The organism is Hydrogenophaga crocea, assembly GCF_011388215.1.
In the GTDB taxonomy this organism is placed as follows: Bacteria; Pseudomonadota; Gammaproteobacteria; order Burkholderiales; family Burkholderiaceae_C; genus Hydrogenophaga; species Hydrogenophaga crocea.
Genome location: NZ_CP049989.1, coordinates 3864488 through 3890182, shown reverse-complemented (window position 1 = coordinate 3890182; position 25695 = coordinate 3864488). Strand labels below are relative to the sequence as shown.

Sequence of the window (25695 nt, the reverse complement as noted above, 5' to 3'; positions counted from 1 at the left end):
ACCCCAAGGATTCCCATGAGCCCGACCCCGCCCTCGATGTCCGACCGTGACGGCAAGATCTGGATGGACGGCCAGCTGGTGGACTGGCGCGACGCCAAGATCCACGTGCTGACCCACACGCTGCACTACGGCTGCGGCGCCTTCGAGGGCGTGCGGGCCTACAACACGGTCAACGGCACGGCCATCTTCCGCCTGCAGGAACACACCGAGCGCCTGTTCAACAGCGCCAAGATCCTGCGCATGAAGATTCCCTTCACCCCCGAGCAGGTGAACGAGGCACAGAAGCAGGTGGTGCGCGAGAACAAGCTCGAGAGCTGCTACATCCGCCCGCTCACCTGGATCGGCGACAAGAAGCTCGGCGTGAGCCCCAAGGGCAACACCATCCACCTGATGGTCGCGGCCTGGGCCTGGGGCGCCTACCTGGGCGACGAGGGCTTGAAGCGCGGCATCCGCGTGAAAACCAGCAGCTACACCCGCCACCACGTCAACATCACCATGACGCAGGCCAAGGCGGTGAGCAACTACACCAACAGCATCCTGGCCAACATGGAAGCCACGGACGAGGGCTACGACGAGGCCCTGCTGCTCGACACCGCCGGCTTCGTGAGCGAAGGCGCGGGCGAGAACCTGTTCGTCATCAAGAACGGCGTGATCTACACGCCCGACCTCTCGGCCGGCGCGCTCAACGGCATCACGCGCAACACCGTGTTCCATATCGCCAAGGACCTGGGCCTGGAGATCGTGCAGAAGCGCATCACGCGCGACGAGGTCTACATCGCCGACGAGGCCTTCTTCACCGGCACCGCGGCCGAGGTCACCCCGATCCGCGAACTCGACCGCATCGAGATCGGCGCCGGCAGCCGCGGCCCCATCACCGAGAAGATCCAGTCCGCGTTCTTCGACATCGTGAACGGCCGCAACCCGAAGTACGCGCACTGGCTCACCAAGGTCTGAACATGAGCAAGGCAGTCGTCGAACTCAAGGCCAGCGACCTCAACCAGCACGGCGGGGTCTTCTGCCCCAGCCCGCTGGCCGAAATGAAGCTCTGGAACAGCCACCCCAAGGTCTACCTGGACGTGGCCAAGACCGGCGAGGCCAAGTGCCCGTACTGCGGCACGGTCTACCGGCTCGCCGCGGGCGAGCACGTCGCCCAAGGCCATTGAACATACCGGCAGGTGGGCGGTGACGGGCACACGACACCGCACAGAGAGGACACCTCCATGATTCTGGTCACCGGCGGCGCCGGCTTCATCGGCAGCAATTTCGTGCTGGACTGGCTCGCGCAAAGCGACGAGCCGGTGCTCAACCTCGACAAGCTCACCTACGCGGGCAACCGGCGCAACCTCGCCGCGCTCGAAGGCGATGCGCGCCACGTGTTCGTGCAGGGCGACATCGGCGACAGCGGCCTGGTGGCGCGCCTGCTGGCCGAGCACCGGCCGCGCGCGGTGCTCAACTTCGCGGCCGAAAGCCACGTGGACCGCTCCATCCACGGCGCCGAAGACTTCGTGCAGACCAACATCGTGGGCACCTTCCGCCTGCTCGAAGCGGTGCGCGGCCACTGGCTCGACCTGCCCGAGGCCGAGCGCGCGGCCTTTCGCTTCCTGCACGTGAGCACCGACGAGGTCTACGGCAGCCTGGCGCCCGACGCCCCCGCCTTCACCGAACAGCACGCCTACGAGCCCAACAGCCCCTACAGCGCGAGCAAGGCCGCCAGCGACCACCTGGTGCGCGCCTGGCACCACACGCACGGCCTGCCGGTGCTCACCACCAACTGCAGCAACAACTACGGGCCGTTCCATTTCCCCGAGAAGCTGATCCCGCTGATGATCGTCAACGCGCTCGCGGGCAAGCCGCTGCCGGTGTACGGCGACGGCCTGCAGGTGCGCGACTGGCTCTACGTGGGCGACCACTGCAGCGCGATCCGCCGCGTGCTCGAGGCCGGCCGCGTGGGCGAAACCTACAACGTGGGCGGCTGGAACGAGAAGCCCAACATCGAGATCGTGCACACCATCTGCGCGCTGCTCGACGAGCTGCGCCCGCGCGCCGACGGCCTGTCGTACGCCACGCAGATCACGCATGTGAAGGACCGCCCCGGTCACGACCGCCGCTACGCGATCGACGCGCGCAAGATCGAACGCGAGCTGGGCTGGCGCCCCGCCGAGACCTTCGAGACCGGCATCCGCAAGACCGTGCAGTGGTACCTGGACCACGCCGACTGGGTGGCCGAGGTGCAGAGCGGCGCCTACCGCGCGTGGGTGGACACGCAGTACCAGGGGGCGGTTTGAGGCTGCTGCTGCTCGGCGCCAACGGCCAGGTGGGCTGGGAGCTGCAGCGCAGCCTCGCGCCGCTGGGTGAGCTGGTGGCGCTCGACCACGACACGCCCGAGCCGGCCGATTTCAGCCGGCCCGAATCGCTCGCGGCCCTGGTGGACCGCGTGGCCCCCGACGTGGTCGTGAACGCCGCCGCGCACACCGCGGTGGACAAGGCCGAGAGCGAGCCCGCGCTCGCGCACACGCTCAACGCCACCGCACCCGGCGTGCTCGCGCGCGCGGCGGTCGAACGCGGCGCCTTGTTCGTGCACTACTCGACCGACTACGTGTTCGACGGCAGCGGCCACCAGCCGCGCGCCGAAGACGCGCCCACCGCGCCGCTGAGCGTGTACGGCCGCACCAAGCTCGCGGGCGAGCAGGCGGTGCGCGAGAGCGGCGCGCGACACCTGATCCTGCGCACCAGCTGGGTTTATGCGGCGCGCGGCCAGAACTTTCCCAAGACCATGCTGCGGCTGGCGCAGCAGCGGCCCGAGCTGCGCGTGATCGACGACCAGGTGGGTGCGCCCACGGGCGCCGAACTGCTCGCCGACGTGACCGCCCACGCGCTGCGCCGCCTGCGCGCCGAGGCCGGGCTCGCGGGCACCTACCACGTGGCCGCGGCGGGCGAGACCAGCTGGCACGGGCTGGCGCGCTTCGCGATCGACACCGCGCGCGCGCTGCGGCCCGAGCTGCCCTGGCAGGTCGAACGCATCGAGCCCATCCCCACGCGCGACTACCCCACTCCGGCGCAGCGGCCGCTCAATTCGCGGCTCGACACCGGCCGGCTGCAGGCCGCGTTCGGGCTGCGGCTGCCGCCCTGGGAGCACGGGGTGCGTCGTATGCTCGCGGAAATCCTCACCGCACCATGACGACCATGCAACGCAAGGGCATCATCCTCGCCGGCGGCTCGGGCACACGCCTGCACCCGGCCACGCTGGCCATCAGCAAGCAGCTGCTGCCGGTGTACGACAAGCCCATGATCTATTACCCGCTGAGCACGCTGATGCTCGCGGGCATCCGCGAGGTGCTGGTGATCAGCACGCCGCAGGACACGCCGCGCTTCCAGCAGCTGCTGGGCGACGGCAGCGCCTGGGGCATGCACCTGCAGTACGCGGTGCAGCCCAGCCCCGACGGTCTGGCCCAGGCCTTCATCATCGGCGCCGACTTCGTGGGCCAGGGCCCGAGCGCGCTGGTGCTGGGCGACAACATCTACTACGGCCACGACTTCGCGAGCCTGCTGCGCCAGGCCGACCAGCAGCCCCAGGGCGCGACCGTGTTCGCCTACCACGTGACCGATCCCGAGCGCTACGGCGTGGTGGCTTTCGACGCCCAGGGCAAGGCCACCAGCATCGAAGAGAAACCCGCGCAGCCCCAGAGCAGCTACGCCGTCACCGGCCTGTACTTCTACGACGCGCAGGTGGTCGACATCGCGAAGGCCGTGAAGCCGAGCGCGCGCGGCGAGCTCGAAATCACCGCGGTGAACCAGGCCTACCTGGAGCGCGGCCAGCTCAACGTGCAGATCCTGCAGCGCGGCTATGCCTGGCTCGACACGGGCACACACGACAGCCTGCTCGACGCGGGCCAGTTCATCGCCACGCTCGAACACCGGCAAGGGCTCAAGATCGCCTGCCCCGAAGAGATCGCCTGGCGCAACGGGTGGATCGGTGCGGAGCAGCTGCAGCGGCTGGCGGATCCGTTGAAGAAGAACGGGTATGGGCAGTACCTGCTGCGCTTGCTCGAAGCCCGCGTTTTCGGGGGAGGTCACGCATGAGCGATGCACTCAAGGTCACGCCCACCGCGATTCCCGACGTGCTCATCCTCGAGCCACGGGTGTTCAGCGATGCTCGCGGCTTCTTTTTCGAAAGCTTCAACCAGCGCGCCTTTAACGAAGCGACCGGTCTCGACCTGACATTCGTGCAGGACAACCACAGCCGATCGGCCAAGGGCGTTTTGCGCGGCCTGCACTACCAGCTGCCGCCCCACGAGCAGGGCAAGCTGGTGCGCGTGGTGCGCGGCAGCGTGTTCGACGTGGCGGTGGACATCCGGCGCGGGTCGGCCACGTTCGGGCGGTGGGTGGGGGTGGCGCTGAGCGAGGAGAACCAGCGGCAGCTGTGGATTCCGCCGGGGTTGGCGCACGGGTTTCTCGTGACGAGCGAGAGCGCGGATTTTCTGTACAAGACCACCAGTTATTACGCACCGCACGCGGAACGCTGCCTAGCTTGGAACGACCCGATGCTGGCCATCAATTGGCCGCTTGGCGAGGTGTTGTTGTCGACCAAGGACAAGGCAGGTGGCCGCTTTTCCGATTACTGCTTCACCGGGCCAGAGGCCACCACTACCCCATGAAGTCCGCTCCTCAGAAGATCTACGTCGCAGGCCATCGCGGCATGGTGGGCTCTGCGATCGTGCGCCAATTGCTGGCCCGCAAGCACGATCCCAGCAACATCGTCTTGCGCACACATCAGGAGCTCGATCTGACCGATCAGGCCGCCGTGCGGCACTTCATGCAGACCGAAAAGCCCGACCAGGTGTACCTGGCAGCAGCACTGGTGGGAGGCATTCACGCCAACAACACCTACCCCGCCGATTTCATCTATCAGAACCTGATGATTCAGGCGAACGTGATCGATGCAGCTTTCCGGGAGGGCGTCAGGCGCCTGCTCTTTCTGGGATCGAGTTGTATCTATCCCAAGCTCGCCGAGCAGCCCATGCGCGAAGAGGCGTTGCTAACCGGACCACTCGAACCCACGAACGAGCCCTACGCCATCGCCAAGATCGCAGGCATCAAGCTGTGTGAAAGCTACAACCGCCAATATGGCGAGAGCCACGGCGTGGACTACCGCAGCGTTATGCCCACCAATCTGTACGGCCCCGGGGACAACTACCACCCCGACAATTCCCACGTGGTGCCCGGTCTTATCCGGCGTTTCCACGAGGCCAAGCTACAGCGGTCTCCTGCGGTGACGGTCTGGGGCACGGGCAAGCCGAGACGAGAGTTCCTTCACGTGGATGACATGGCGGCCGCCTGCCTGCACGTGATGGACCTGGACCCGGGCACCTGGCGTGATCAGGTCAAGCCCATGCAAAGTCACCTCAACGTTGGGTATGGGGACGACGTGTCGATAGCGGAGCTCGCCCAGCTGGTGGCCCGCGTGGTGGGCTACAGCGGCCGCCTCAGCTTCGACTCGACCAAGCCCGACGGCACGCCGCGCAAACTCATGAGCAGTGCCAGGCTGGAGGCGCTGGGGTGGAAGGCCCGAATCACGCTGGAAACCGGCCTCGTATCGGCCTACCAAGACTTCCTGAATCGCTCGCAGAACCGACATGACTAAGACCACGACCTCCACGAAATCGGCATTGATAACGGGCATCACGGGCCAGGACGGTAGCTACCTGGCCGAGTTTCTTCTCGAGAAGGGATATACCGTACACGGCATCAAGCGCCGGGCGTCGTCGTTCAACACGGCACGCATCGATCACATATACCAGGACCCGCACATCGAGAATGCGCGCTTCAAGTTGCACTACGGCGATCTCAGCGACACAAGTAATCTGGTGCGCATCATCCAAGAAGCCCAACCGGACGAAATCTACAACCTCGGCGCGCAAAGCCATGTGGCGGTGAGCTTCGAAAGTCCCGAGTACACCGCCGACGTCGATGCGGTGGGCACGCTGCGGATCCTGGAAGCCATCCGCATACTGGGGCTGGAGAAGAAGACCCGCTTCTACCAGGCCAGCACCAGCGAGCTGTATGGTCTCGTGCAGGAGATCCCACAGAAAGAGAGCACGCCTTTCTACCCTCGCAGTCCCTACGCGGTGGCGAAGCTTTACGCTTACTGGATCACGGTGAACTACCGAGAGGCTTATGGCATGTACGCCTGCAACGGCATCCTCTTCAACCACGAAAGCCCGCGCCGCGGCGAGACGTTCGTGACGCGCAAGATCACGCGTGGCCTGGCCAACATCCAACAGGGTCTCGAGAGTTGCCTGTACATGGGCAACATCGACGCGCTGCGCGACTGGGGCCATGCCAAAGACTACGTGCGCATGCAGTGGCTCATGCTGCAGCAGGATCAGGCGGAAGACTTCGTTATCGCGACCGGCAAACAGTACAGCGTCCGCGAGTTCATTGGCTGGACTGCCGAGGAACTGGGTATGCAGCTGCGTTGGGAGGGTCAGGGCGTCGAAGAGCGCGCGTACTGGGTTAATGCCCCAGCCGCGCTGGGACGAGCCGCCGGCCAACCGGTGGTTCAGATCGACCCTCGCTATTTCCGGCCCGCCGAGGTCGAAACCTTGCTGGGCGATCCAACCAAGGCGCGCGAGAAGCTTGGATGGGAACCCGTGATCACAGCCCGAGAAATGTGCGCTGAGATGGTCAGCGCTGACCTTGCCCAGGCCAAGCAGCACGCGCTTCTGAAGCGCCATGGCTATGCCGTTAACGTCAGCGCCGAGTAACGCGCTGCAGCGTTCTTCCTTACCGATCCATTGCCTCTAGAACCATGATCAACTTTGCCATTCTGGGCTGCGGCCGCATCGCGAAACGCCACGCCGAGCTGCTGGGCACCGGCCAGATCGCGGGCGCGCGCCTGGCGGCTGTCTGCGACATCCAGACCGATCGTGCTGATCGCTTCGGTACCACTTACAACGTGCCGGCCTACCACACCCTGGACGAGATGCTCATGGATTCCGCCATCGATGTGGTGTCCATACTCACGCCCAGTGGCATGCACGCCGAACACGCGATCGCCGTTGCCAAGGCCCGCAAGCACGTGGTCGTGGAGAAGCCCATGGCGCTGACCCTGGACGACGCTAACGCGATGATCGAGGCCTGCGACGCCAATGGCGTGCGCTTGTTCGTTGTCAAGCAGAACCGCTTCAACGTGCCGGTGGTGAAGGCGCGGGAAGCCCTGGACGCAGGCCGTTTCGGCAAGCTTGTGCTGGGCACCGTGCGCGTGCGCTGGTGCCGAGACCAAGCCTATTACGACAATGACAACTGGCGCGGCACCTGGGCCCAAGATGGCGGCGTGCTGTCCAACCAGGCAAGCCACCACGTGGACATGCTGAGCTGGTTCATGGGCGATGTCGAAAGCGTGCATGCCCGCGGCGTCACCGCCCTGGCGCGAATCGAAGCCGAAGACACTGCTGTCGCCACGATCAAATTCCGCAACGGTGCGCTCGGCATCATTGAAGCCACCTCGGCGGCACGACCCAAAGACATGGAGGGATCGTTGTCGGTGCTGGGCTCCACGGGAGCGGTCGAAATTGCAGGGTTCTCGGTCAACAAGATCCGGACATGGCAGTTCACCAACCCACTGGCCTCCGATGCCGATGTGGTGGAGCGCTTCTCGGTCAATCCACCCAATGTGTACGGGTTCGGCCATCAGGCGTACTACGAGCATGTGGTCGATTGCTTCACCAACGGGACAGAGGCCCTCGTGGACGGGCACCAGGGCCGTCAAAGCCTGGAGCTGATCATGGCGTTGTACGAGTCCATCGCTTCCGGGCGTGAAGTGACGCTGCCCCTGAAAGTCGAGCACTGCAAGCTGGGCCGCACATGAATACCCCCACGCTGCTCAGGGCCCAGGTACGCGACGTGACCGCCGGCGAAGGCGTTCGTATCGTGGAACCGGCCAACGTCTACGAATGCGAACTTGGCGACAACTGCTTCGTTGGCCCGTTCGTCGAAATCCAGAAAGGCGTGCGCATCGGCCCCCGCACGAAGATCCAGTCGCACGCCTTCATCTGTGAGCTGGTCGAGATCGGCGCAGACTGCTTCGTCGGTCATGGGGTGATGTTCACCAACGATATATTCGCCAAAGGCGGTCCGGCTCGCGGCGACCGCAGCCTCTGGCGGTCGACCCGCATCGGCGATCGCGTGTCGATTGGCTCCAACGCCACTTTGCTTCCGGTGTCGATCTGCAACGACGTGGTCATCGGCGCCGGGGCAGTTGTCACTCGGAACATCACCGAGCCCGGCATCTACGCCGGCAATCCCGCGCGGCTGATCCGGACCATCTCGGCCGGCTGAACACCGTGATATCGACGCACATGGTCTCCGAGCGGCGGATTGCCGAACTGGATGGACTGCGAGGGATCGCGGTCGGTATGGTTCTGGTCTGGCATTTTGTGGGTGCGCTGATCGATCAGGGGTTGGGCGGCTGGACCAAGCTGGTCTATGGGCTCACCATCTTCGGTCGCACTGGCGTCGATCTGTTCTTCGTGCTGTCGGGCTTTCTCATCACCGGCATCTTGCTCGACCGGCGCCAGAGCCCTGCGCGCTTTCTGCAAAGCTTCTACGTTCGACGGCTGTTGCGAATTGCCCCCTCCTACTTGGTGCTTGTTGCCATCTTTTGGGCCGCAGTAGCAGCTGGTGCACGCAACGACGTGTTCAACAGCGACACACCCCTTTGGCACCACCTCACCTTCACGCAGAACTGGTGGATGGCTGAACACGATCGGTGGGGACCATCGGCTATTTCGGTGACATGGTCAGTCGCCATAGAAGAACAGTTTTATCTGGCGTTTCCACTCATGGTGCTTCTGACGCCTTACAAGCGTTTGCCGGTTCTGCTGCTCGCCATTGCGCTGGGATCGGCAGTTTTCCGCGCCATGGCTTGGCTACTGCACGACAGTGCATTCACCATGTATGTGCACACCCTCAGCCGCCTCGACGGCCTGGCCGCCGGAGCAGTCATTGCGTGGGCCTGCCGGCACCAGGGCTTCGAGGCCTGGATGACCCGACACGGTGCGGCCCTGCAGCGGCTGTTCACGCGCCTGCTGTGGTTGATCCCGTTGTTCCTGATCGCGATTCGGATCAATTTGCCCTTGAACATGGCGCTCTGGGGGCATTCGTACCTGACGGTCGTCTACGCGCTGGCCGTGCTATTGATCCTTAAGCGACTGGACCGGGGAGGCATAGGCGCCTTGCGACAAGCATGGCTAACGCGGCTGGGCGCGGTTTCATACACCGTGTACCTGTTTCACCCGCTCTTCCTGGCTTGTGCGTTCCTTATTGCTCGCCGGCCTGAGCGCGTCTCCACACTTTACGACGCAGGGCTGGCTGCAGCAGCGCTTTGCGCGACCCTCATCTGGGCAGCTTTCAGCCTCAAGTTCCTAGAGCGTCCGCTCACCAAAGCCGGCCGCAAGCTCCGCTATTGACTACCCCAACCAAGACCACCACATGAATGTTCCGTTCGCCGATCTGCACAGCCAGTACCTGACCATCCGCGAAGGCATTGACGAAGCCATCGCGGCCGTCATCAAGACTTCGTCGTTCATCCGTGGCCCCTTCGTTCAGAAGTTCGAAGAGGCGTTTGCTCAAGCCACCGGGGCGAGCCACTGCGTGTCCTGCGCAAACGGTACCGACTCGCTCTACATCGCTATGCGCGCCCTCGGCGTGAAAGCGGGCGACGAGGTCATCACCACCGCCCACTCGTGGATCAGCAGCAGCGAGACCATCAGCCAGGCGGGCGGCACGCCGGTCTTCTGCGACACCGACGGGTTCTCCTACACGCTCGACCCTCAGAGAATCGAAGATCGCATCACCACGCGCACGGTGGGGATCATCCCTGTTCACCTCTACGGACAGCCGGCGGACATGGACGCGATCATGGCGATCGCACGCAAACACAAGCTCTGGGTCATCGAAGACTGTGCGCAGGCCCACATGGCTCGCTACAAGGGCCAAATGGTGGGCAGCTTCGGCAATGCCGCTTCCTATTCTTTCTACCCCGGCAAAAACCTCGGTGCCATGGGAGACGCAGGTGCGCTCACCACCGACGATGCGGCACTGGCACGCCGTATGGCCATGCTGGCTCGTCACGGCGGAATTAACAAGGGCGAGCACGAAATCGAAGGCATCAACAGCCGGCTCGATGGCCTTCAAGCGGCCATCTTGTCCGTCAAGCTTCCCCATCTGCCGGGCTGGACACAGCGGCGTCAGCAAATCGCGCGACAGTACGACGCCCTGCTGGGCGACGTCCCCAGCATCACGACACCTGCAACCTTCCCGGACCGCGAGCATGTCTATCACCTGTACGTCATTCGCCACGACCGGCGAGACGAGTTGGCGCGCCACCTGAATGCGCGTGGTATCCAGACTGTCATCAACTATCCGGTGGCGCTGCCGTTTCTGCCTTGCTACGCGCACATGGGCTACCAGCCAGAAGATTTCCCAAACGCGTACCACAACCAATCTCGCATCCTCTCCATTCCCATCTTTCCTGAGATGCTCGATGCACAGGTCCAAGCGGTGGTCGCCGGCATTCGCGAGTTCGTGGGCAGATGACAGTCCAGGGGGCCGACAACTCCACGGGAGGCGTACTGTCGAACTCCCGGTGGAATCTCGTTGCCTTCGGCGCCGGGCTGGCCGCTCAGTTCCTTACCGTCCCACTTGTTGTTCGATGGATCGGTCTCGACGCATTCGGGGCTGCGGCCGTGGTTCTTGCCCTGTGCGCACCCCTGAGCTTGGTGGGCACCGTGCTTGGCCAAGCGCTGATCCGCGAACTCGCTTCCAGGAACAAGGCCGATCAGGCGCCTGCCTCAATGCAGGCATTCACCAGTGTGGCAATGCGCTGGTGCATGGTTGCCTGCATGGCGGGCTGGTGCATTCTGGCGGTATTCGGCCCCGCAATGGCCCGCCTGCTCATCAGTGATGCCGCCACTACAGGCCTGGGGCCAGCGCTGCTGATTGGTGCCACAGGCGCGGTGGCGCAACAAGTGGGCTTGGTGCTTCAGAGTGTCAGTGCAGCAAAGCAAGACTACAAGACGATCGCGCGCATGGCACTTTACACAGCACTGGCGGGCAGCACCGTCACGCTAGGCATCACTTGGATGTGGCCGCAAGCGCAGGGCTATCTGGCGGGCGTGGCCGCTGGCTTTGTACTCGTCGCAGCCGTGTGGTTTTGGCGGTGGCGATCAATGTTGTGTTGGCGCACGGTGTTTTCCAGCCGAGCCCGTGAGGCCTCCGCCGCCTTACTGCGGTTCAGCCGCTGGCAGGGCGTCGCCCAACTCGCGGGCGTGCTGGGCAACCAGATCGATCGCTACGCACTGGGGGCCATGACCCCGGTATCGGTCGTGGGCCAATACACGGTCGCGAACCGCCTACAGGAGGCTGCCTACATCGGTGTTATCAAGGCAGGTGAAGTGCTCTTTCCGCGCTTTGGCACGATGAGCAGCGACTCGTTTGCCGATCGACTCGCATTCTTCCAATTGGCGTCCTGGGGGCTCGGCACTATCAGCGCTGCCCTGCTCGTTCCGTTGGCAGTTCTGGCCTCAAGCGTGCTTTCACTCTGGGTAGGGGCTGAGGTGGCCAAGGGCGCCGATCACATGTTGTTCGTGCTGGTGCTGGGTGGAGTGGTGGGCTCAGCCACCAATGTATTCACCTATTACGCCATGGGCATGGGCAGGAACAAGCCCGTCGCCGGTGTTTCGGTGCTCTTCTCGGCGCTCACGGTGATTTCGACGATCTTGCTGGTGGCTGTATTCGGCGTGGCAGCGGCTGGTGCGGGTCTGCTACTGGCCAGTGTCGCCCGCGTATTGGCTTCAATGGTTCTGACCAAGCGACTGTTTTTCACAGACCTCGAATGGTCGGCACTACTCGTCAGCACCGCGCTACCCCTGTTGGTGGGTTGCGGACTCGCCGCCTTGTTTCGCAGTTTTTTCCAATTGCACGCTGACGGATGGACGCAGCTGGCGATTATGTATGGGGGGCTGTCCCTCGTGGTTGGACTGACCTGCCTGCTCGTGACGGGCGTGACATCGACCGGGCGGGGCATCATTGTTCGCTTTGCTCGATCCATTCGGAGAGACCAGCCATGATCACAGTGGTTGACTACGGCGTCGGCAATGTTGGCGCCATTCTCAACATGTTGGACTACCTCGGCATCGATGCCCAGGCATCCAGTGACAGCGAAGAGATCGTCGTCGCTGAAAAACTGATACTTCCTGGCGTTGGAGCGTTCGACAAGGCCATGGTGACACTGCGCGAGAGGCGACTGATCGATCCGCTGAACACCGCGGTCCTCGTTCGACGCGTTCCTGTGCTGGGGGTCTGTCTGGGTATGCAACTGCTCGCACGCCGAAGTGAGGAGGGCCAGGAGGACGGACTTGGCTACATTGACGCCGAAGTGAAGCGCATCAAGGTTCCGCAAGATTCCGGACTGAAGGTGCCGCATATCGGCTGGATGGAAGTCAAGCCGGCTGGCCGAGGCCAGCTTTTTGGCACCGCGCAGGGCCCAGAGCGCTTCTACTTCGACCATGGTTACCACGTGGTTTGCGAAGACTCACAAGCCGTGAGCGCAACCTTTGCCTATGGCGCTGAGCTGTGCTGCGCACTGGAACAGGCCAACGTCTTCGGTGTGCAGTTCCACCCCGAAAAAAGCCACCGCTTCGGCATGCGGCTGCTGAAAAGCTTTGAGCAACTGACATGAGGAAGCGAATCATCCCCGTGCTGCTGGTTGACCAGCGCCGCCGCTTGGTGAAGACCATAGGCTTCGGGCCGAGGACCTATGTCGGCGATCCTTTCAATGTCATTCGTCTATTCAATGAAAAGGAGGTTGACGAGATTTGCGTGCTCGATATCGACGCGAGCCCGCTGGGCCGCAGTCCCGATCTCGGCTTTCTCCGCGAGCTGGCCAGTGAGTGTTTTATGCCCATGGCCTATGGCGGAGGCATCACAGCAGCTTGCCAGTGCGAATCGCTCAATCGCGCAGGTATCGAAAAGTTCGTTCTCGGCAGATCGGCCTCGGACCTCGGGCTGGTCCGCGAACTCGCCAGCACCTTCGGTAGTCAAGCCACGGTCGCGTGCGTCGACGTGGCCAACGACTCAAAGGCAACGAGACATGTTGTGCAAGCAGGCAGACCCGGCGTTTCGCTGAATCCTCTGGACCACTGCAAACGACTCGAAGACGCCGGAGCGGGCGAAATCATCCTCCAGTCCATCGATCGCGATGGCACACGAAACGGATATGACCTTGACCTCATCCGGGCCGTGGCACCCCATTTATCGGTTCCCACTGTCGCCCTGGGCGGAGCAGGTGAAGCGATTCATCTTGCACAGGCCCTGCACGCCGGCGCCTCGGCCGCTGCATCCGGCAGTGCCTTTGTGTTCATCGGCAGGCTTCGTGCGGTGCTGGTTAGTTATCCCAGCATGCTTCATATGGACGCATTAAACGACTCGCTGTCATGATCACGAAGGCTAGAACCTGCACGTTTTGCGTCATGGATGACAGCAATCCCGCCATCCAGTTTGATGAGCGAGGGCAATGCAACTGCTGCCGCGACGCACTTGCTCGACGACCAAGCGAATGGTGGCCAGGTCCTGAGGGCGAAATGCGTATGGCCCAGCTCGTCGAGCATCTGAAGGAGCGAGGCAAGGGCCAAACCTATGACGCCATGATCGGGCTCAGTGGGGGTATCGACAGCGCCTACCTTGCCCACCTTGCCAGTCGACAGCATGGACTGAGATTGCTCGCGGTGCACGTGGATGGGGGCTGGAACTCCGAGCCGGCAGTGGCCAACATCGAGTCCATCGTTCGTGGCCTGGACATTGATTTCCACACACACGTGATTGAGTGGCACGAGATGCGAGACCTTCAAGTCGCGTTCCTCAAGGCTGCTGTTCTCAATCAGGATATGCCGCAGGACCACGCCTTCTTCGCCACGCTGTACAGAACAGCGGCGCGGTTCGGCATTCGCGATTTTTTGAGTGGGGTCAACTTTGCTTCCGAAAGTATTGTGCCGCCCAACTTCGGCTACCCATCGATCGACGGCAGACACATCCGCGCAATCCATAACCTGTTTGGCAAATCTTCGCTGGAGAGTTACCCCATCATGGGGGTGTGGGAGTACCTCTGGATGACTCGTGCGCGGCGCCAACTAACGATTCACCGACCGCTGAACTTCATCCAGTACGACAAGCAGTCAGCCCAAGCCCAGCTCAAAACCATTTATGGCTGGCGCGATTATGGTGGCAAACACAGCGAATCTCGATTCACCAAGTTTTATCAAGACATTTATCTGCCTCGAAAGTTTGGGTTCGACAAGAGACGGCTGCACCTGTCCAGTCTGATCGTAGCGGGACAGATGACTCGCGAGGCGGCGCTGGCGGAACTGTCAGAGCCCCCCATCACCGAGCAGCAAATCAAACGCGACATCAAATTCGTTGCCAAAAAACTGGGGGTTACGCCGACGGAGTTGATTGAACTCGTGGATGCTCCGGCACGACAACACGCCGACTATCCAAACAACCTTCACTTATTCAATGCCTCCAGGGATCTCAAGACACTGCTGCGCGCTTCCTTTACACGAGGCAAACAGTGACGCTCAGTCTGTCCTTTTTCGTTCTTAGCTGCGCGGCCACTGCCGCGTTCCTATGGTTTTATGTGCGGCCGACACTGTCCCTCAGTTCGACCGCCCTGAGTTTGCTGCTTTTCTTCCATGGCCCGGCTTTCTGGTATTACACGCGGCGCTGGGCCTTGGGCGAAGGCTCAGCATTTGATCTCTACCGAGAGGCCTGGCCAGAACACAGCGGCGCCGGCGATGCGCTGCATACCGCGAGTTCGCAGTTCTATTCGAGCCTCTCAGCAGCGGTTCGCAACACAGAGGTGATGCAGTCGCTAGATTTCGCGGTGGGTTTGACGTTCGCTTGTTTCTGCCTGGGGATATGGCTAACCGACAGGATACTTAAGTGCCCGCCGCGGGTTCACGACGAGGCATTGCGCCGATGGCATGAGCAGGCTTTTCTGCCGATGGCCCCACATCGGTCAAAACAACTGCTGTCAATGACAGGACTCGCCTTTGTTGTCTTGTTGTACTTTTTTTTTCACGACAACCAACTGCCAAAGGTGTACGTTTACTTTGCGACAGCCGCCGGCGAATTCGAAAAGATCGCTATGCGGAGAGAAATGGGCGGCAGTCCCAGCTACCTCTTCAATTTGCTGCTGAGCACGTTGTTGCCATTTGTTGCTTTCGCCTTGTGGACGTGGTGGCGAGAGGGGGGAGGAAAAGGCGTGGGCGGCCTCGCAACCGCAATGCTGGTTCTCGTGGTCACTGCAAAACTGGCAACCTTGAGCAAGGCGCCCGCAGCTATCTTCGTCCTGCAGTTGATGGCACTTGAAATTGCGCGAGGTTCGCTGGACTTTACGGTCCGACAGGCGATTACACTGGGTCTTGTCGCGCTGACTCTTTTTTCGATAATGACTTTCGTAGCGAATTCAGATCTCGGGGGCGCGAGAGAGTCGTTGCTGTTTCTCTTTTACCGGGTCTGCATGATTCCCAATGAAAGTCTGGTTGAGTACTTCGCTATATTTCCGGGCCAACTGCCGCACACACTGGGGAACGACATTCGTTGGCTGGCGATACTGAAGGGTGTCGAGCCATTGCAACCCAGCTTCTGGCGCGTCGCTGAGCTGATGCGCGGCGCGCCTGGCTCTACAACTACAGCCATGTTCATGGCGGATGCGTGGGCTGCTTTTTCCTGGGCCGGCATAGTGACCTGTGCCTTCATTTTCGGATGCTTGTTGCGATGGATAGATGTCCAGCTCATCGTCAAACGTGGTCGCACGGGCACCACGATAGCGGGTTTGGGGCTTGGCCACCACGGCGTCTTTATTGGAATGTCGACGGCGTTTCAAACCTCTTTGCTGACCGGGGGCCTGCTCCTAATCGTGCCGATGGTGGCGTTGCTGGAATGCAAATGGCCTTGGCCAGAGCGAGGCCACGCCGACCACGACTGACCCCCACCCCTGAATTACATGCGAATTTTTCAGAATTCTGGTCTGTATCCTGCCTACCGGCATAGATTGGAGGCGTTACGCAAGCACCAGCGTGGCTACGCAGAATGGATGTCTGCTTTCCTCGCTGATCGATACGGAACAGCGCACTATCTCCAGCCGGTTTTGCAGGGGGCAGCAAACGCCTTTTTCACCAATGGGGACGACGAATCAGCACAACGCCTTTGGGCAAAAGAACAAGGACTTCCGAACGGGCAGTCGCTAGAGGCAATCCTTTTGGCCCAGATAGAGCACCACCGGACCGAGATTTTTTACAATCTTGATCCCATGCGTTACGGCAGCGATTTCGTACGAAAATTGCCTGGCAGCGTGCGTTTAAGCTTCGCTTGGCGAGCGGCTCCGTCACCTGGCGCTGATTTCAGCGCATATGATCTGGTGCTGTGTAACTTCCCGAGTATTCTGAAATCCTATGCCGACAGAGGTTGGCGAGCGAGATACTTCTCACCAGCTCACGACCCCGCTATGGACCGTTTCGCGATGCAGAGCGAGCGCCCGGTTGATGTGGTTTTTGTCGGTGGATATTCCAGGCATCACTCTCGGCGTGCTGCGCTACTGGAAGCGGTAGCAGACCTTGCAGGCGATTTCGAGTTGCGTTTCCACTTAGACAACTCGCGAATGACTCGCCTCGCCGAGTCGCCACTAGGCTTGTTGTTGCCGGTGAAGCAGCACCGACGTCCTCGCTCCATTCAATCATTAGCGCTCGATCCCGTCTTCGGGCTAGACCTCTACGCAGCGCTGGGTTCAGCAAAAATAGTCCTGAATGGAGCGATCGACATGGCTGGTAATGACAGGGGAAACATGAGGTGCTTCGAAGCGCTTGGATGTGGTGCACTTATGCTCAGCGATGCTGGAAATTATCCAAAGGGCATGTGCGACGGAGAAAGTATGGTCACCTATTCCTCGCCTGCTGAGGCAGTTAGGCATATCCGCGCGCTGCTGGGCGACCCTCTCCGACTCAAACGCATCGCCGACAGCGGTCATCACATGGTGGCGACGGCATACTCCAAAGCCGAGCAGTGGAAGGCCTTCGTGCAGTTGGCGGCCGCAGCATGAAATCCGTCGTTCGCTGGCTGTTTCATTCGGTCGCCGCTTTGGCGGTGAAACGCCGTGTTCGTGTGGTTGTTGGCTCGAACACCCGGGTGCGCTGGGCCGGCTTGCTTGGCCAAAGCCAAGGTCAGTTGGCCATTGGCGATCAATGCATCATCAATTGCCGAATCGATTTCGACGGCCCCGACGGAAGTGTGCATATCGGCAATCGCTGCTTTATCGGTAAGAGTCATCTTGTTTGCCGGGAAAGGATCACCATCGGCGATGACGTAGTCATCTCGTGGGGAGTCACGGTCGTCGATCACAATTCCCACGCGCTGGACTGGGAACATCGGCAATCTGACGTCGTCGACTGGGCCCAAGGACGGAAGGACTGGACGCATATTCAAGTGCGCCCTGTGGTCATTCGAGACAAGGCGTGGATCGGCTTTGGCGCAACGATTCTCAAAGGCGTGGAGATCGGAGAGGGCTCGATCGTCGGGGCCGGTGCCGTCGTGACCAAGGACGTTGAAGCCTTTACGGTGGTCGCTGGCAACCCGGCCAACGTGATCAAGCGAATCCACGAAAATGCCAATAATGCAAACTGAAGTCACCCCTCCGCGATTCGCCAGTTGGGAAGAGGCCGTCCAATGGCTGCGCGACCGACCAGAACAACGCGAGCTGGTGCTGGCCGCCTATTACGACGATCCGCTGCCCGCTGCGGCGGAGCGCTACCGGCTAAGCGAAGAATGGACTGCAATCCGCGCGCTCCTTCCCCCGGCGCGTACACAGGCACTCGACGTGGGTGCTGGCCGAGGCATCGCGAGCTACGCACTCGCCCACGAAGGTTATCGAGTAACGGCGCTGGAACCCGACGCCAGTGCCTTGGTGGGCGCTGAGGCCATTCGCTCGCTGGCCGCCCACTCGGGCCTGCCCATCGAGGTCACGCAGGAATTCTCTGAGCGGTTGCCGTATGCGGACTGCAGCTTCGACTTGGTGTTTGCACGCGCCGTGCTGCATCACACGCGCGACCTGACCGCAGCCTGCAAAGAGTTTTTTCGAGTACTCAAACCTGGGGGCCGTTTGCTGGCCGTTCGTGAACACGTCATCTCGCGCCCTGCGGATCTGGACGCTTTTCTGAAACTGCACCCGCTGCACCATTTATATGGTGGCGAAAACGCATTCCTGCTAGAACAATATGAAGCAGCTATCTGCGCGGCGGGCTTTCAAATCGAGCAAATTTACGACCCTCTGGAAAGCGCCGTGAACTTTGCGCCGCATACCCTCGAGTCGCTGCAAAGAGAAGTTGCAGCCAAGGCGAGCCGCGGCTTGCCTTGGATCGAAACGGCCGTTAGCACAGCGCTCGGCTGGCCAGGCATCTGGTCGATGGTGCGGCCACTGCTTGCCCGCGTCGACCATCGACCCGGGCGCCTTTATTCGTTTGTGGCCAACCGCCCTTGCTAACGCTTCATGCAGCGCATTCTGATCACCGGAGCCCACGGCTTCATTGGCAAACACCTCGCCAAGCACCTGGCCTCACTGGGACACCATGTGAGCGGGTTGGGCCATGGCATCTGGCCGTCGTCGGAAGCCTCTATGTGGGGAGTAGCAGACTGGACGAATGGGGATGTGCACACGGCCAACCTGCGTGCGCTCCAGGCCCGCAATGAACCCGACCTGGTCTTCCATCTGGCTGGCGGATCGACCGTTGGTGCAGCCATCGCGAACCCTCGCGAGGATTTTTTCCGCACCGTCGCGAGCACGGTCGAATTGCTCGAATGGATGCGGCAGGATCTGCCACGCGCACGCCTGATTGCCGTCTCAAGCGCAGCCATCTACGGTGCCGGTACTTTGGGACCGATTTCAGAATGCGCTGCCGGCGTTCCCTATTCGCCCTACGGCCACCATAAACGAATGATGGAAATGCTGTGCCGGTCTTACGGAGACAGCTATGGACTCGACTTTCGGGTCGCGCGCCTTTTCTCCGTTTACGGGCCCGAGCTGAAAAAGCAGTTGCTATGGGACATGTGCACGCGGCTGGCCGCGGGAGAAAGCCCGCTGACCCTTGGTGGAACGGGACAGGAGATCCGAGACTGGACCCATATTCGCGACGTGGTCGCGGCCCTAGCGCTCATCGCCCAGAATGACGCTCCAGTGCAAGCAGACCAGACCTTCAACATTGGTACGGGCACCGGGGTGCCCGTGCACGAGATCGCACAGCTTCTGATCGATGCTTGGTATGGCAACAACTCCGGGAGATCAGGTCCAACGCCCTTGCGCTTCTCTGGCCAGTCGCGAGCGGGCGATCCCTTCAGCCTCGTGGCGGATCCTCAGCGATTGATGGCGCTGGGCCACGCTTGGCAGACACCGCTGGCGACCGGTATCAGCGGCTATGTGGACTGGTTCCGCCATGCCACCGCACGTTGAGATGATTCGTATCGCTTTCACGTTGATCGGTGGCAAGTCATGGACAGGTGGGTACAACTACTTGCTCAACTTGCTGCGCGTGATCACAGCGCGCCATCCAGGCGCCCTGCAGCCCGTTTTGTTTTTCGGCACTGACACCGATGCCGAAGATGAGCGTCCCTTCCGAACCCTGGAGGGTGTTGAAATCGTTACTTCACCAGCGTTCAACCTGCACAGGCGCCTGCCAGCGCTGGCTCGAAGCCTGGTGTTGGGCGCCGACCCGCAGATACGGCGTTTGCTGCATGAACACCGGATTGATGTCGTGTTTGAAAACGCCCAATTCCATGGGGCACGCCTGGGAATTCCAGCGATCGCCTGGATTCCTGATTTTCAGCACCGCGAGTTGCCCCATCTGTTCTCAAGGGCGGCATGGTGGAAGCGGGAGCTGGGATTTCGGGCGCAGATCCGCGCGGGCCGCACCATCATGCTCAGCAGCGCCGATGCGCGCGACGCATGTGAGCGCCACTACCCTGCCACGGTAGGACGAACCCATGTGGTGCGTTTCGCCGTCCCCCCAATTTCCCGACCCGATGCCGCCATGGTCCGCCGGGCACTTGAAGCCCATGGCCTTCCTGAACGTTACTTTTACTTGCCCAACCAATTCTGGCAGCACAAGAACCATCTGTTGGTGATCGAGGCACTGGCCCTGCTGAAGCAGGCTGGCCACGATGTTGTCGTCGTCGCGTCGGGCAAGCAGCTTGACCCGTACAAGCCCGGGCATTTTCAGCGGATCTTGTCGCGCTTGAAAGCGGCCGGCCTGGAAGAGCGGTTCCGCCTGCTGGGGTTGATTCCCTATGAGCACATTGCTCCGCTGATGGTGGGCAGCGTGGCCGTTCTGAATCCTTCCCTCTTCGAAGGATGGAGCACCACTGTGGAAGAGGCGAGGGCGCTCGCGGTGCCCATGGTGCTGTCGGACTTGGCCGTGCACCGCGAACAGGCCGCGGGCATCGCCCACTTCTTCGACCGCACGAGCGCGGCCTCTCTGGCGAATGTGCTGCTCGATGTCTGGCGTGAGCCACAACACGTGATGCCAGGCATTGGCGCACAACACACGCCCGATGCCGACCCGGTTCAACGCTTTGCAGACGATTTTGTCGACTTGGTGCGACGCGTTGCCGGAAAGCCCCCTCGCGAACCGGAAGCCGCCACGTGAAAATCACCGTCATCACCGTTGCCTACAACAGCGCCGCGACCATCGGCGACACCCTGGATTCCGTTGCCAGGCAGTCTTACTCAGACAAGGAACACCTGGTCATCGATGGTGCGTCCAAGGACGATACCGTGGCCGTGGCAAGGGCCCACAGCACACCGGACACTGTCATCGTGTCCGAGCCCGACAAAGGCATTTATGACGCGATGAACAAGGGCTTTCGCCTCGCGCGGGGAGAGGTGATCGGATTCCTTAACGCGGACGATCTCTTCGCCGACAACGAGGTCCTCGCTCGGGTATCGACCGCGTTCGAAGACCCCTCCGTGGAGGCTTGCTTCGGCGATCTTGTGTACGTCACGGGCAACAACGACCGCGTCGTGCGGTACTGGAAGTCTCGGCCATATCGCAAGGGGAGCTTTGCGCGCGGCTGGTGCCCCGCACATCCGACCTTCTACATCCGCCGTTCAGCGCTCGAACGGCTGGGGCCGTTCGATCTGACGTACCGATTGGCCGCCGACACCGAATTCATGATCCGCTACCTCGAGCGAAGCGGAGTTCGATCGGTCTACATCCCGCAAGTACAGGTCCGAATGCGGGTGGGAGGCGCCACCAATCGGAGTCTTGGCAACATCGCCAAGCAGAACTTGGAGATTTTCGACGCGCTCGAAAAGAACCGCATTTCCTATTCACGCCTGGTGTTCTTCGTGCGCAAGGTGGCCAGTCGGGTCTGGCAGCGCTGGGCCAGTTCGCGCGCAGGCGTTTGACCATGCGGATCCTGGTCACCGGTGCATCGGGCTTCGTGGGTCGGCGGCTGGTGTCCGAACTCTTGCGACGCCGAGTTCCCGTGCGTGTTGCATTGCGACATGCAAGCGGCACTCCTGCCGTCGCCGATGCCAGCTACGCGCAGGTTCACGCCCAGGGACTGGCAGCCGCGGACTGGGCCGATGCGATGCATGGGTGCACCCACGTCATCCATCTCGCAGCCCGCGCGCATGTGTTGCGCGAATCCCATGAGGACCCGGACTTGGCCTTTCACTCGGCCAACGTCCTGAACTCGATCGCCTGCGCGAAGGCCGCAGCCCGCGCGAGAGTGCAGCGCTTTGTCTTTGCAAGTTCAATCGGCGTGCATGGTCACGGCACGGGAGACACGGCCCTAAGCGTACACAGCGCCATCGCGCCCGAAACGCCCTACGGCCGATCCAAAGCCGCCGCCGAAAGTGGCTTGGCCACAGTGCGCAACGACACCGGCCTGGAGCTGACCGTGGTGCGGCCGCCGCTCGTGTACGGACCGCAGGCGCCCGGCAATTTCGGCGTGCTTCTGCGCGCCGTGCAACGCGGCCTACCCCTCCCCCTGGCCTGCGTCACCCAGAACCGCCGCAGCTTCGTCGCCCTCGACAACCTCGTCGACCTGCTGATCACCTGCATCGACCACCCCGCAGCCGCCAACCAGACCTTCCTGGTGAGCGATGGCGAAGACCTCTCCACCGCCGATCTGCTGCGCCGCCTGGGCCGCGCGATGAACCGGCCTGCACGGCTGCTCCCGGTGCCGCCGGCGCTGCTGCAGGCCGGCGCCGCCCTGCTGGGCAAACGCGACATGGCCCAGCGCCTGCTGGGCAACCTGCAGGTCGACATCACCCACACCCGCGACACGCTCGGCTGGACACCGCCCCTGTCCGTGGACGATGGCCTGCGCCGTGCCGTGGCCGGGCTGCAAACCCCATGAAGCGCCTGTTCGACCTCGCCCTGGCCGTGCCCGCCGCCCTGCTCCTGCTCGTGCCCATCGCGCTCGTGGCGCTGGCCGTGCGCCTCACCTCGCCGGGCCCCGCGCTCTACTGGAGCGACCGCGTGGGCCGCCACAACCGCCTCTTTCGCATGCCCAAGTTCCGCAGCATGCGCACCGACACGCCCGCCGTGGCCACGCACCTGCTCGAAGACCCCCGGCGCTGGCTCACGCCCATCGGCCCCTTCCTGCGCAAGAGCAGCCTCGACGAGCTGCCCCAGCTCTGGAGCATCCTCAAGGGCGACATGAGCTTCGTCGGCCCGCGGCCCGCGCTGTTCAACCAGCACGACCTCATCGCGCTGCGCACCGAAGCCGGTGTGCACGAACTTGTGCCCGGGCTCACCGGCTGGGCCCAGGTCAATGGCCGCGACGAGCTGCCGATCCCGCAGAAGGTGGCGCTCGACGCCGAGTACCTGCGCCGGCGAAGCCTGGGCTTCGACCTGCGCATACTCTGGCTGACCGCCATCAAGGTGCTGCGCCGCGAGGGCGTGCAACACTGAAGGGCCGCATGGCATCGGCATTCCCGGGGAGACAAGAACACGTGAGCAACACCGCACAGACACCCACGCCGCTGGTCATCGTCGGCGCCGGCGGGCACGGGCGCAGCGTGAGCGAGCTCGTGCAACTGGCCGGCACGCACACGGTGGCGGGCTTTCTGGACGACCAGCTGCCGCCCGGCACCGAGGTGCTGGGCGTGCCCGTGTGGGGCGGCACGGCCGAACTGCCGCGGCTGCCCGAGCGCGGCGTCACCGCGGTGCACGTGGCCATCGGCCACAACCCCACGCGCGCCGCGCTGCTGGCGCGCGTCCGCGAGGCCGGCCTGCAGGCCGCTACCCTGGTGCACCCCCGCGCCTGTGTATCGCCCAGCGCCCGCCTGGGCACGGGCTGCGTGGTCATGGCACTGGCCGTGATCGGCACCGAAGCGCAGCTCGGCGATGGCGTGATCGTCAACGTCGGGGCGGTGGTCGACCACCACGCGCGCGTCGGCGACCACGGCCACCTGGGCGCCAACGCCACCATGGCCGGGGGCACCTCGATCGGCGCGCGCGCCTGGCTGCAGGCCGGCAGCGCCCTCGGCTACCACACCCACCTGCCCGACGACACCGTCGTCGCCCCCGGAGAGGGCCGCCCATGAGGCCCATGCACCCCGAGTCCGGCAACGACGACGACAGCCTGGCGAGCACGCTGCTCGCCATCCCGCGCCCGGCCAAGCGCGCGCTTGCCGTCGCCGTCGACATGGCCTTGTGCGTGCTCGCCGTCTGGATCGCGCTCTACCTGCGCCTGGAGGTCTGGCTGCGCCTGGAGCCGCCTTACCTCTGGCCCGCCATCGGCGCGGTGCTGATCGCAATCCCGCTGTTCGTGCGCTTCGGCCTGTACCGCGCCATCTTCCGTTACGCGGGCTGGAACGCCACGCTCTCGCTGGGCCAGGCCATGGCCTTGTACGGCCTGCTCTACGCCACGGTGTTCACCGTGTTCGGCGTGCCCGGCGTGCCGCGCTCGGTGGGCATCATCCAGCCGCTGCTGCTGTTCATGTTCGTCGCGCTCAGCCGCCTGTTCGTGCGGGTGTGGCTGGGGGGGCTCTACCGCCACCTGCTTGCGCGCCGCACCCTGCCGGGCGTGCTGATCTACGGCGCCGGCAGCGCGGGCCGCCAGCTCGCGGCCGCGCTGCTGCGCAGCCCCCAGCACCGCCTGATCGGCTTCATCGACGACGATCCCGCGCTGCAGGGCAACAGCCTGGACGGCCGCACCGTCTACCCGCCGCAACGCCTGGCCGAACTCGTGCAGACCATCGGCGCCACCGACGTGCTGCTGGCCCTGCCCTCGGCCACGCCCCAGCGGCGCCGCGCCATTCTCGAAACGCTGCGCGGCCTGCCGCTGCACGTGCGCACCCTGCCGGGCGTGTCCGATCTGGCCTCGGGCAAGACCGACCTGAGCGACCTGCGCGAGCTCGATATCGAAGACCTGCTGGGCCGCGAGCCCGTGGCGCCGGACCCGGCGTTGCTCGAACGCCTGATCCGCGACCGCGTGGTGGCCGTGACCGGCGCGGGCGGCAGCATCGGCAGCGAGCTGTGCCGCCAGATCGTCGCGCTGCGCCCGCGCACGCTGCTGCTCATCGACCAGAGCGAGTACGCGCTCTACGCCATCCACCAGGAGCTGCAGCGCCACGCCAACGGCGACGCGGTCGAGATCGTGCCGCTGCTCGCCTCGGTGCAGGACGAGGCCCGCATGGTGCAGATCCTGGGCGCCTGGCACCCGCACACGCTCTACCACGCCGCGGCCTACAAGCACGTGCCCCTGGTGGAGCACAACGCGGTGCAGGGCCTGCGCAACAACGTCTGGGGCACCTGGGTCACCGCGCGCGCGGCGCTGGCCGCGGGCGTGCGCCACTTCGTGCTGATCAGCACCGACAAGGCGGTGCGCCCCACCAACATCATGGGCGCGAGCAAACGCCTGGCCGAGCTCGTGCTGCAAGCCCTGGCCGAGCGCCACGCCGAGCAGACGCGCTTCAGCATGGTGCGCTTCGGCAACGTGCTGGGCTCGAGCGGCTCGGTGGTGCCGCTGTTTCGCCAGCAGATCGCCGCGGGCGGGCCCATCACGCTCACCCACCCCGACATCACGCGCTTCTTCATGACCATTCCCGAGGCCGCGCAGCTCGTGATCCAGGCCGGCGCCATGGCCGAGGGCGGCGACGTGTTCGTGCTCGACATGGGCGAGCCCGTGCGCATCATGGACCTGGCCATGCGCATGGTCGAGCTCTCGGGCCTGCAGGTGAAAAGCCCCGAACAGCCCGGTGGGCAGATCGAGATCCAGGTCACGGGCCTGCGCCCTGGCGAGAAGCTCTACGAAGAGCTGTTGATCGGCGACGACCCGCAGCCCACGCCGCACGCGCGCATCTGGCGCGCGCGCGAGGTGCGGCTCGAGCACGACGAGCTCATGGCCCTGCTGGCCCAGCTCGACCGCACCCTGCTCGCCAACGACGTGCCCGGCCTGCGCGCGCTGCTGCAGCGCGCCGTGCACGGCTACCAGCCCGCGGGTGAGGTGGTGGACTGGCTGCACACCACGCCCGGCGAGGGCCAGAGCCGGCCCGCGCCGCTGTGAGCGGCAAAAAAAAGCCACCTCGCGGTGGCTTTCTCAAGTCCTTGGAAGGACGTCGTTGGGAGACCTGATCAT

The 25695-nt window shown here is 63.3% G+C and carries 27 protein-coding genes; all 27 read left to right on the top strand.

All coding sequences use genetic code 11. The features are described from left to right. The first annotated feature begins 15 nt into the window (after positions 1–15). Genes G9Q37_RS18445 through G9Q37_RS18315 form a run of 27 tightly spaced genes read left to right on the top strand, consistent with a single transcriptional unit; the run spans position 16 to position 25623 of the window. The gene (locus tag G9Q37_RS18445; protein WP_166229550.1) at positions 16–954 is read left to right on the top strand and encodes a branched-chain amino acid transaminase; all 939 of its coding nucleotides are present in this window, start codon (positions 16–18) and stop codon (positions 952–954) included. Positions 955–956: 2 nt separating this feature from the next. Continuing rightward, a complete protein-coding gene (locus G9Q37_RS18440; RefSeq protein WP_166229548.1) occupies positions 957–1163 on the top strand; it encodes a zinc-finger domain-containing protein in 207 nt (68 codons plus the stop codon). A 57-nt stretch (positions 1164–1220) separates the two neighbouring features. After that, on the top strand, positions 1221–2285 hold the full coding sequence (rfbB, locus tag G9Q37_RS18435; protein ID WP_166229546.1) for a dTDP-glucose 4,6-dehydratase: 1065 nt from the start codon (positions 1221–1223) through the stop codon (positions 2283–2285). Next, on the top strand, positions 2282–3178 hold the full coding sequence (gene rfbD / locus G9Q37_RS18430; RefSeq protein ID WP_166229544.1) for a dTDP-4-dehydrorhamnose reductase: 897 nt from the start codon (positions 2282–2284) through the stop codon (positions 3176–3178). Before rfbB ends, rfbD begins: the two co-directional genes overlap by 4 nt. Beyond that, positions 3175–4080 carry a glucose-1-phosphate thymidylyltransferase RfbA gene (gene rfbA, locus G9Q37_RS18425; RefSeq protein ID WP_166229542.1) on the top strand — a complete coding sequence of 302 codons (906 nt, stop codon included), beginning with the start codon at positions 3175–3177 and terminating at the stop codon, positions 4078–4080. Before rfbD ends, rfbA begins: the two co-directional genes overlap by 4 nt. Next, positions 4077–4655 (top strand): dTDP-4-dehydrorhamnose 3,5-epimerase, encoded by a 579-nt coding sequence (gene rfbC / locus G9Q37_RS18420; RefSeq protein ID WP_166229540.1) that lies wholly within the window; start codon positions 4077–4079, stop codon positions 4653–4655. Before rfbA ends, rfbC begins: the two co-directional genes overlap by 4 nt. Then, positions 4652–5641 (top strand): GDP-L-fucose synthase, encoded by a 990-nt coding sequence (fcl, locus tag G9Q37_RS18415; RefSeq protein ID WP_166229538.1) that lies wholly within the window; start codon positions 4652–4654, stop codon positions 5639–5641. The genes rfbC and fcl overlap by 4 nt, the downstream gene beginning before the upstream one ends. Then, entirely contained in the window at positions 5634–6764 is a 1131-nt protein-coding gene (gmd, locus tag G9Q37_RS18410; protein WP_166229536.1) for a GDP-mannose 4,6-dehydratase, read from the top strand. Before fcl ends, gmd begins: the two co-directional genes overlap by 8 nt. Positions 6765–6808: 44 nt before the next feature. Beyond that, positions 6809–7867, top strand: coding sequence for a Gfo/Idh/MocA family protein (locus G9Q37_RS18405; protein WP_166229534.1), 1059 nt, complete (start codon positions 6809–6811; stop codon positions 7865–7867). Then, positions 7864–8337 carry an acyltransferase gene (locus G9Q37_RS18400; RefSeq protein WP_166229532.1) on the top strand — a complete coding sequence of 158 codons (474 nt, stop codon included), beginning with the start codon at positions 7864–7866 and terminating at the stop codon, positions 8335–8337. Before G9Q37_RS18405 ends, G9Q37_RS18400 begins: the two co-directional genes overlap by 4 nt. 5 nt (positions 8338–8342) lie before the next feature. Beyond that, positions 8343–9467, top strand: a complete 1125-nt coding sequence (locus tag G9Q37_RS18395; RefSeq protein ID WP_166229530.1) for an acyltransferase family protein — start codon at positions 8343–8345, stop codon at positions 9465–9467. A gap of 22 nt (positions 9468–9489) precedes the next feature. Beyond that, positions 9490–10596, top strand: a complete 1107-nt coding sequence (locus G9Q37_RS18390) for a DegT/DnrJ/EryC1/StrS family aminotransferase (RefSeq protein ID WP_166229528.1) — start codon at positions 9490–9492, stop codon at positions 10594–10596. Then, on the top strand, positions 10593–12128 hold the full coding sequence (locus G9Q37_RS18385) for a lipopolysaccharide biosynthesis protein (RefSeq protein ID WP_166229526.1): 1536 nt from the start codon (positions 10593–10595) through the stop codon (positions 12126–12128). The genes G9Q37_RS18390 and G9Q37_RS18385 overlap by 4 nt, the downstream gene beginning before the upstream one ends. Next, positions 12125–12739 carry an imidazole glycerol phosphate synthase subunit HisH gene (hisH, locus tag G9Q37_RS18380; RefSeq protein ID WP_166229525.1) on the top strand — a complete coding sequence of 205 codons (615 nt, stop codon included), beginning with the start codon at positions 12125–12127 and terminating at the stop codon, positions 12737–12739. The genes G9Q37_RS18385 and hisH overlap by 4 nt, the downstream gene beginning before the upstream one ends. Beyond that, entirely contained in the window at positions 12736–13497 is a 762-nt protein-coding gene (locus tag G9Q37_RS18375; protein WP_166229523.1) for a HisA/HisF-related TIM barrel protein, read from the top strand. Before hisH ends, G9Q37_RS18375 begins: the two co-directional genes overlap by 4 nt. 32 nt (positions 13498–13529) lie before the next feature. Further along, positions 13530–14630, top strand: coding sequence for an N-acetyl sugar amidotransferase (locus G9Q37_RS18370; RefSeq protein WP_205710675.1), 1101 nt, complete (start codon positions 13530–13532; stop codon positions 14628–14630). After that, positions 14627–16045 carry an oligosaccharide repeat unit polymerase gene (locus G9Q37_RS18365; RefSeq protein ID WP_166229519.1) on the top strand — a complete coding sequence of 473 codons (1419 nt, stop codon included), beginning with the start codon at positions 14627–14629 and terminating at the stop codon, positions 16043–16045. Before G9Q37_RS18370 ends, G9Q37_RS18365 begins: the two co-directional genes overlap by 4 nt. An 18-nt stretch (positions 16046–16063) precedes the next feature. Then, complete coding sequence (locus G9Q37_RS18360) at positions 16064–17155, top strand: glycosyltransferase family protein (RefSeq protein ID WP_166229517.1); 1092 nt, start codon at positions 16064–16066, stop codon at positions 17153–17155. Further along, positions 17152–17736 carry an acyltransferase gene (locus G9Q37_RS21970; protein ID WP_166229515.1) on the top strand — a complete coding sequence of 195 codons (585 nt, stop codon included), beginning with the start codon at positions 17152–17154 and terminating at the stop codon, positions 17734–17736. Before G9Q37_RS18360 ends, G9Q37_RS21970 begins: the two co-directional genes overlap by 4 nt. Next, positions 17726–18592 carry a class I SAM-dependent methyltransferase gene (locus G9Q37_RS18350; protein ID WP_166229513.1) on the top strand — a complete coding sequence of 289 codons (867 nt, stop codon included), beginning with the start codon at positions 17726–17728 and terminating at the stop codon, positions 18590–18592. The genes G9Q37_RS21970 and G9Q37_RS18350 overlap by 11 nt, the downstream gene beginning before the upstream one ends. 6 nt (positions 18593–18598) lie before the next feature. Next, positions 18599–19555, top strand: coding sequence for an NAD-dependent epimerase/dehydratase family protein (locus tag G9Q37_RS18345; protein WP_166229511.1), 957 nt, complete (start codon positions 18599–18601; stop codon positions 19553–19555). A 1-nt stretch (position 19556) separates the two neighbouring features. Continuing rightward, positions 19557–20747 (top strand): glycosyltransferase family 4 protein, encoded by a 1191-nt coding sequence (locus G9Q37_RS18340; RefSeq protein WP_166229509.1) that lies wholly within the window; start codon positions 19557–19559, stop codon positions 20745–20747. Next, entirely contained in the window at positions 20744–21508 is a 765-nt protein-coding gene (locus G9Q37_RS18335) for a glycosyltransferase family 2 protein (protein WP_166229507.1), read from the top strand. The genes G9Q37_RS18340 and G9Q37_RS18335 overlap by 4 nt, the downstream gene beginning before the upstream one ends. 2 nt (positions 21509–21510) lie before the next feature. Continuing rightward, positions 21511–22467 carry an NAD-dependent epimerase/dehydratase family protein gene (locus G9Q37_RS18330; RefSeq protein WP_205710674.1) on the top strand — a complete coding sequence of 319 codons (957 nt, stop codon included), beginning with the start codon at positions 21511–21513 and terminating at the stop codon, positions 22465–22467. After that, positions 22464–23024: a sugar transferase gene (locus G9Q37_RS18325; protein WP_166229504.1), complete on the top strand. Its 561-nt coding sequence runs from the start codon at positions 22464–22466 to the stop codon at positions 23022–23024. The genes G9Q37_RS18330 and G9Q37_RS18325 overlap by 4 nt, the downstream gene beginning before the upstream one ends. 41 nt (positions 23025–23065) lie before the next feature. Beyond that, a complete protein-coding gene (locus tag G9Q37_RS18320; RefSeq protein ID WP_240936431.1) occupies positions 23066–23659 on the top strand; it encodes a PglD-related sugar-binding protein in 594 nt (197 codons plus the stop codon). Then, a complete protein-coding gene (locus G9Q37_RS18315) occupies positions 23656–25623 on the top strand; it encodes a polysaccharide biosynthesis protein (protein WP_240936430.1) in 1968 nt (655 codons plus the stop codon). The genes G9Q37_RS18320 and G9Q37_RS18315 overlap by 4 nt, the downstream gene beginning before the upstream one ends. The last annotated feature ends 72 nt before the right edge of the window (positions 25624–25695 follow it).

Coding starts and splice junctions, on each gene's coding strand:
- G9Q37_RS18375 (WP_166229523.1), top strand. CDS start 12,736: ATGAGGAAGCGAATCATCCCCGTGCTGCTGGTTGACCAGCGCCGCCGC.
- G9Q37_RS18340 (WP_166229509.1), top strand. CDS start 19,557: ATGATTCGTATCGCTTTCACGTTGATCGGTGGCAAGTCATGGACAGGT.
- G9Q37_RS18325 (WP_166229504.1), top strand. CDS start 22,464: ATGAAGCGCCTGTTCGACCTCGCCCTGGCCGTGCCCGCCGCCCTGCTC.
- fcl (WP_166229538.1), top strand. CDS start 4,652: ATGAAGTCCGCTCCTCAGAAGATCTACGTCGCAGGCCATCGCGGCATG.
- G9Q37_RS18440 (WP_166229548.1), top strand. CDS start 957: ATGAGCAAGGCAGTCGTCGAACTCAAGGCCAGCGACCTCAACCAGCAC.
- G9Q37_RS18385 (WP_166229526.1), top strand. CDS start 10,593: ATGACAGTCCAGGGGGCCGACAACTCCACGGGAGGCGTACTGTCGAAC.
- G9Q37_RS18370 (WP_205710675.1), top strand. CDS start 13,530: ATGGATGACAGCAATCCCGCCATCCAGTTTGATGAGCGAGGGCAATGC.
- G9Q37_RS18405 (WP_166229534.1), top strand. CDS start 6,809: ATGATCAACTTTGCCATTCTGGGCTGCGGCCGCATCGCGAAACGCCAC.
- G9Q37_RS18315 (WP_240936430.1), top strand. CDS start 23,656: ATGAGGCCCATGCACCCCGAGTCCGGCAACGACGACGACAGCCTGGCG.
- G9Q37_RS18390 (WP_166229528.1), top strand. CDS start 9,490: ATGAATGTTCCGTTCGCCGATCTGCACAGCCAGTACCTGACCATCCGC.
- G9Q37_RS18350 (WP_166229513.1), top strand. CDS start 17,726: ATGCAAACTGAAGTCACCCCTCCGCGATTCGCCAGTTGGGAAGAGGCC.
- G9Q37_RS18345 (WP_166229511.1), top strand. CDS start 18,599: ATGCAGCGCATTCTGATCACCGGAGCCCACGGCTTCATTGGCAAACAC.
- G9Q37_RS18360 (WP_166229517.1), top strand. CDS start 16,064: ATGCGAATTTTTCAGAATTCTGGTCTGTATCCTGCCTACCGGCATAGA.
- rfbA (WP_166229542.1), top strand. CDS start 3,175: ATGACGACCATGCAACGCAAGGGCATCATCCTCGCCGGCGGCTCGGGC.
- gmd (WP_166229536.1), top strand. CDS start 5,634: ATGACTAAGACCACGACCTCCACGAAATCGGCATTGATAACGGGCATC.
- G9Q37_RS21970 (WP_166229515.1), top strand. CDS start 17,152: ATGAAATCCGTCGTTCGCTGGCTGTTTCATTCGGTCGCCGCTTTGGCG.
- G9Q37_RS18400 (WP_166229532.1), top strand. CDS start 7,864: ATGAATACCCCCACGCTGCTCAGGGCCCAGGTACGCGACGTGACCGCC.
- G9Q37_RS18445 (WP_166229550.1), top strand. CDS start 16: ATGAGCCCGACCCCGCCCTCGATGTCCGACCGTGACGGCAAGATCTGG.
- rfbC (WP_166229540.1), top strand. CDS start 4,077: ATGAGCGATGCACTCAAGGTCACGCCCACCGCGATTCCCGACGTGCTC.
- G9Q37_RS18330 (WP_205710674.1), top strand. CDS start 21,511: ATGCGGATCCTGGTCACCGGTGCATCGGGCTTCGTGGGTCGGCGGCTG.
- rfbB (WP_166229546.1), top strand. CDS start 1,221: ATGATTCTGGTCACCGGCGGCGCCGGCTTCATCGGCAGCAATTTCGTG.
- hisH (WP_166229525.1), top strand. CDS start 12,125: ATGATCACAGTGGTTGACTACGGCGTCGGCAATGTTGGCGCCATTCTC.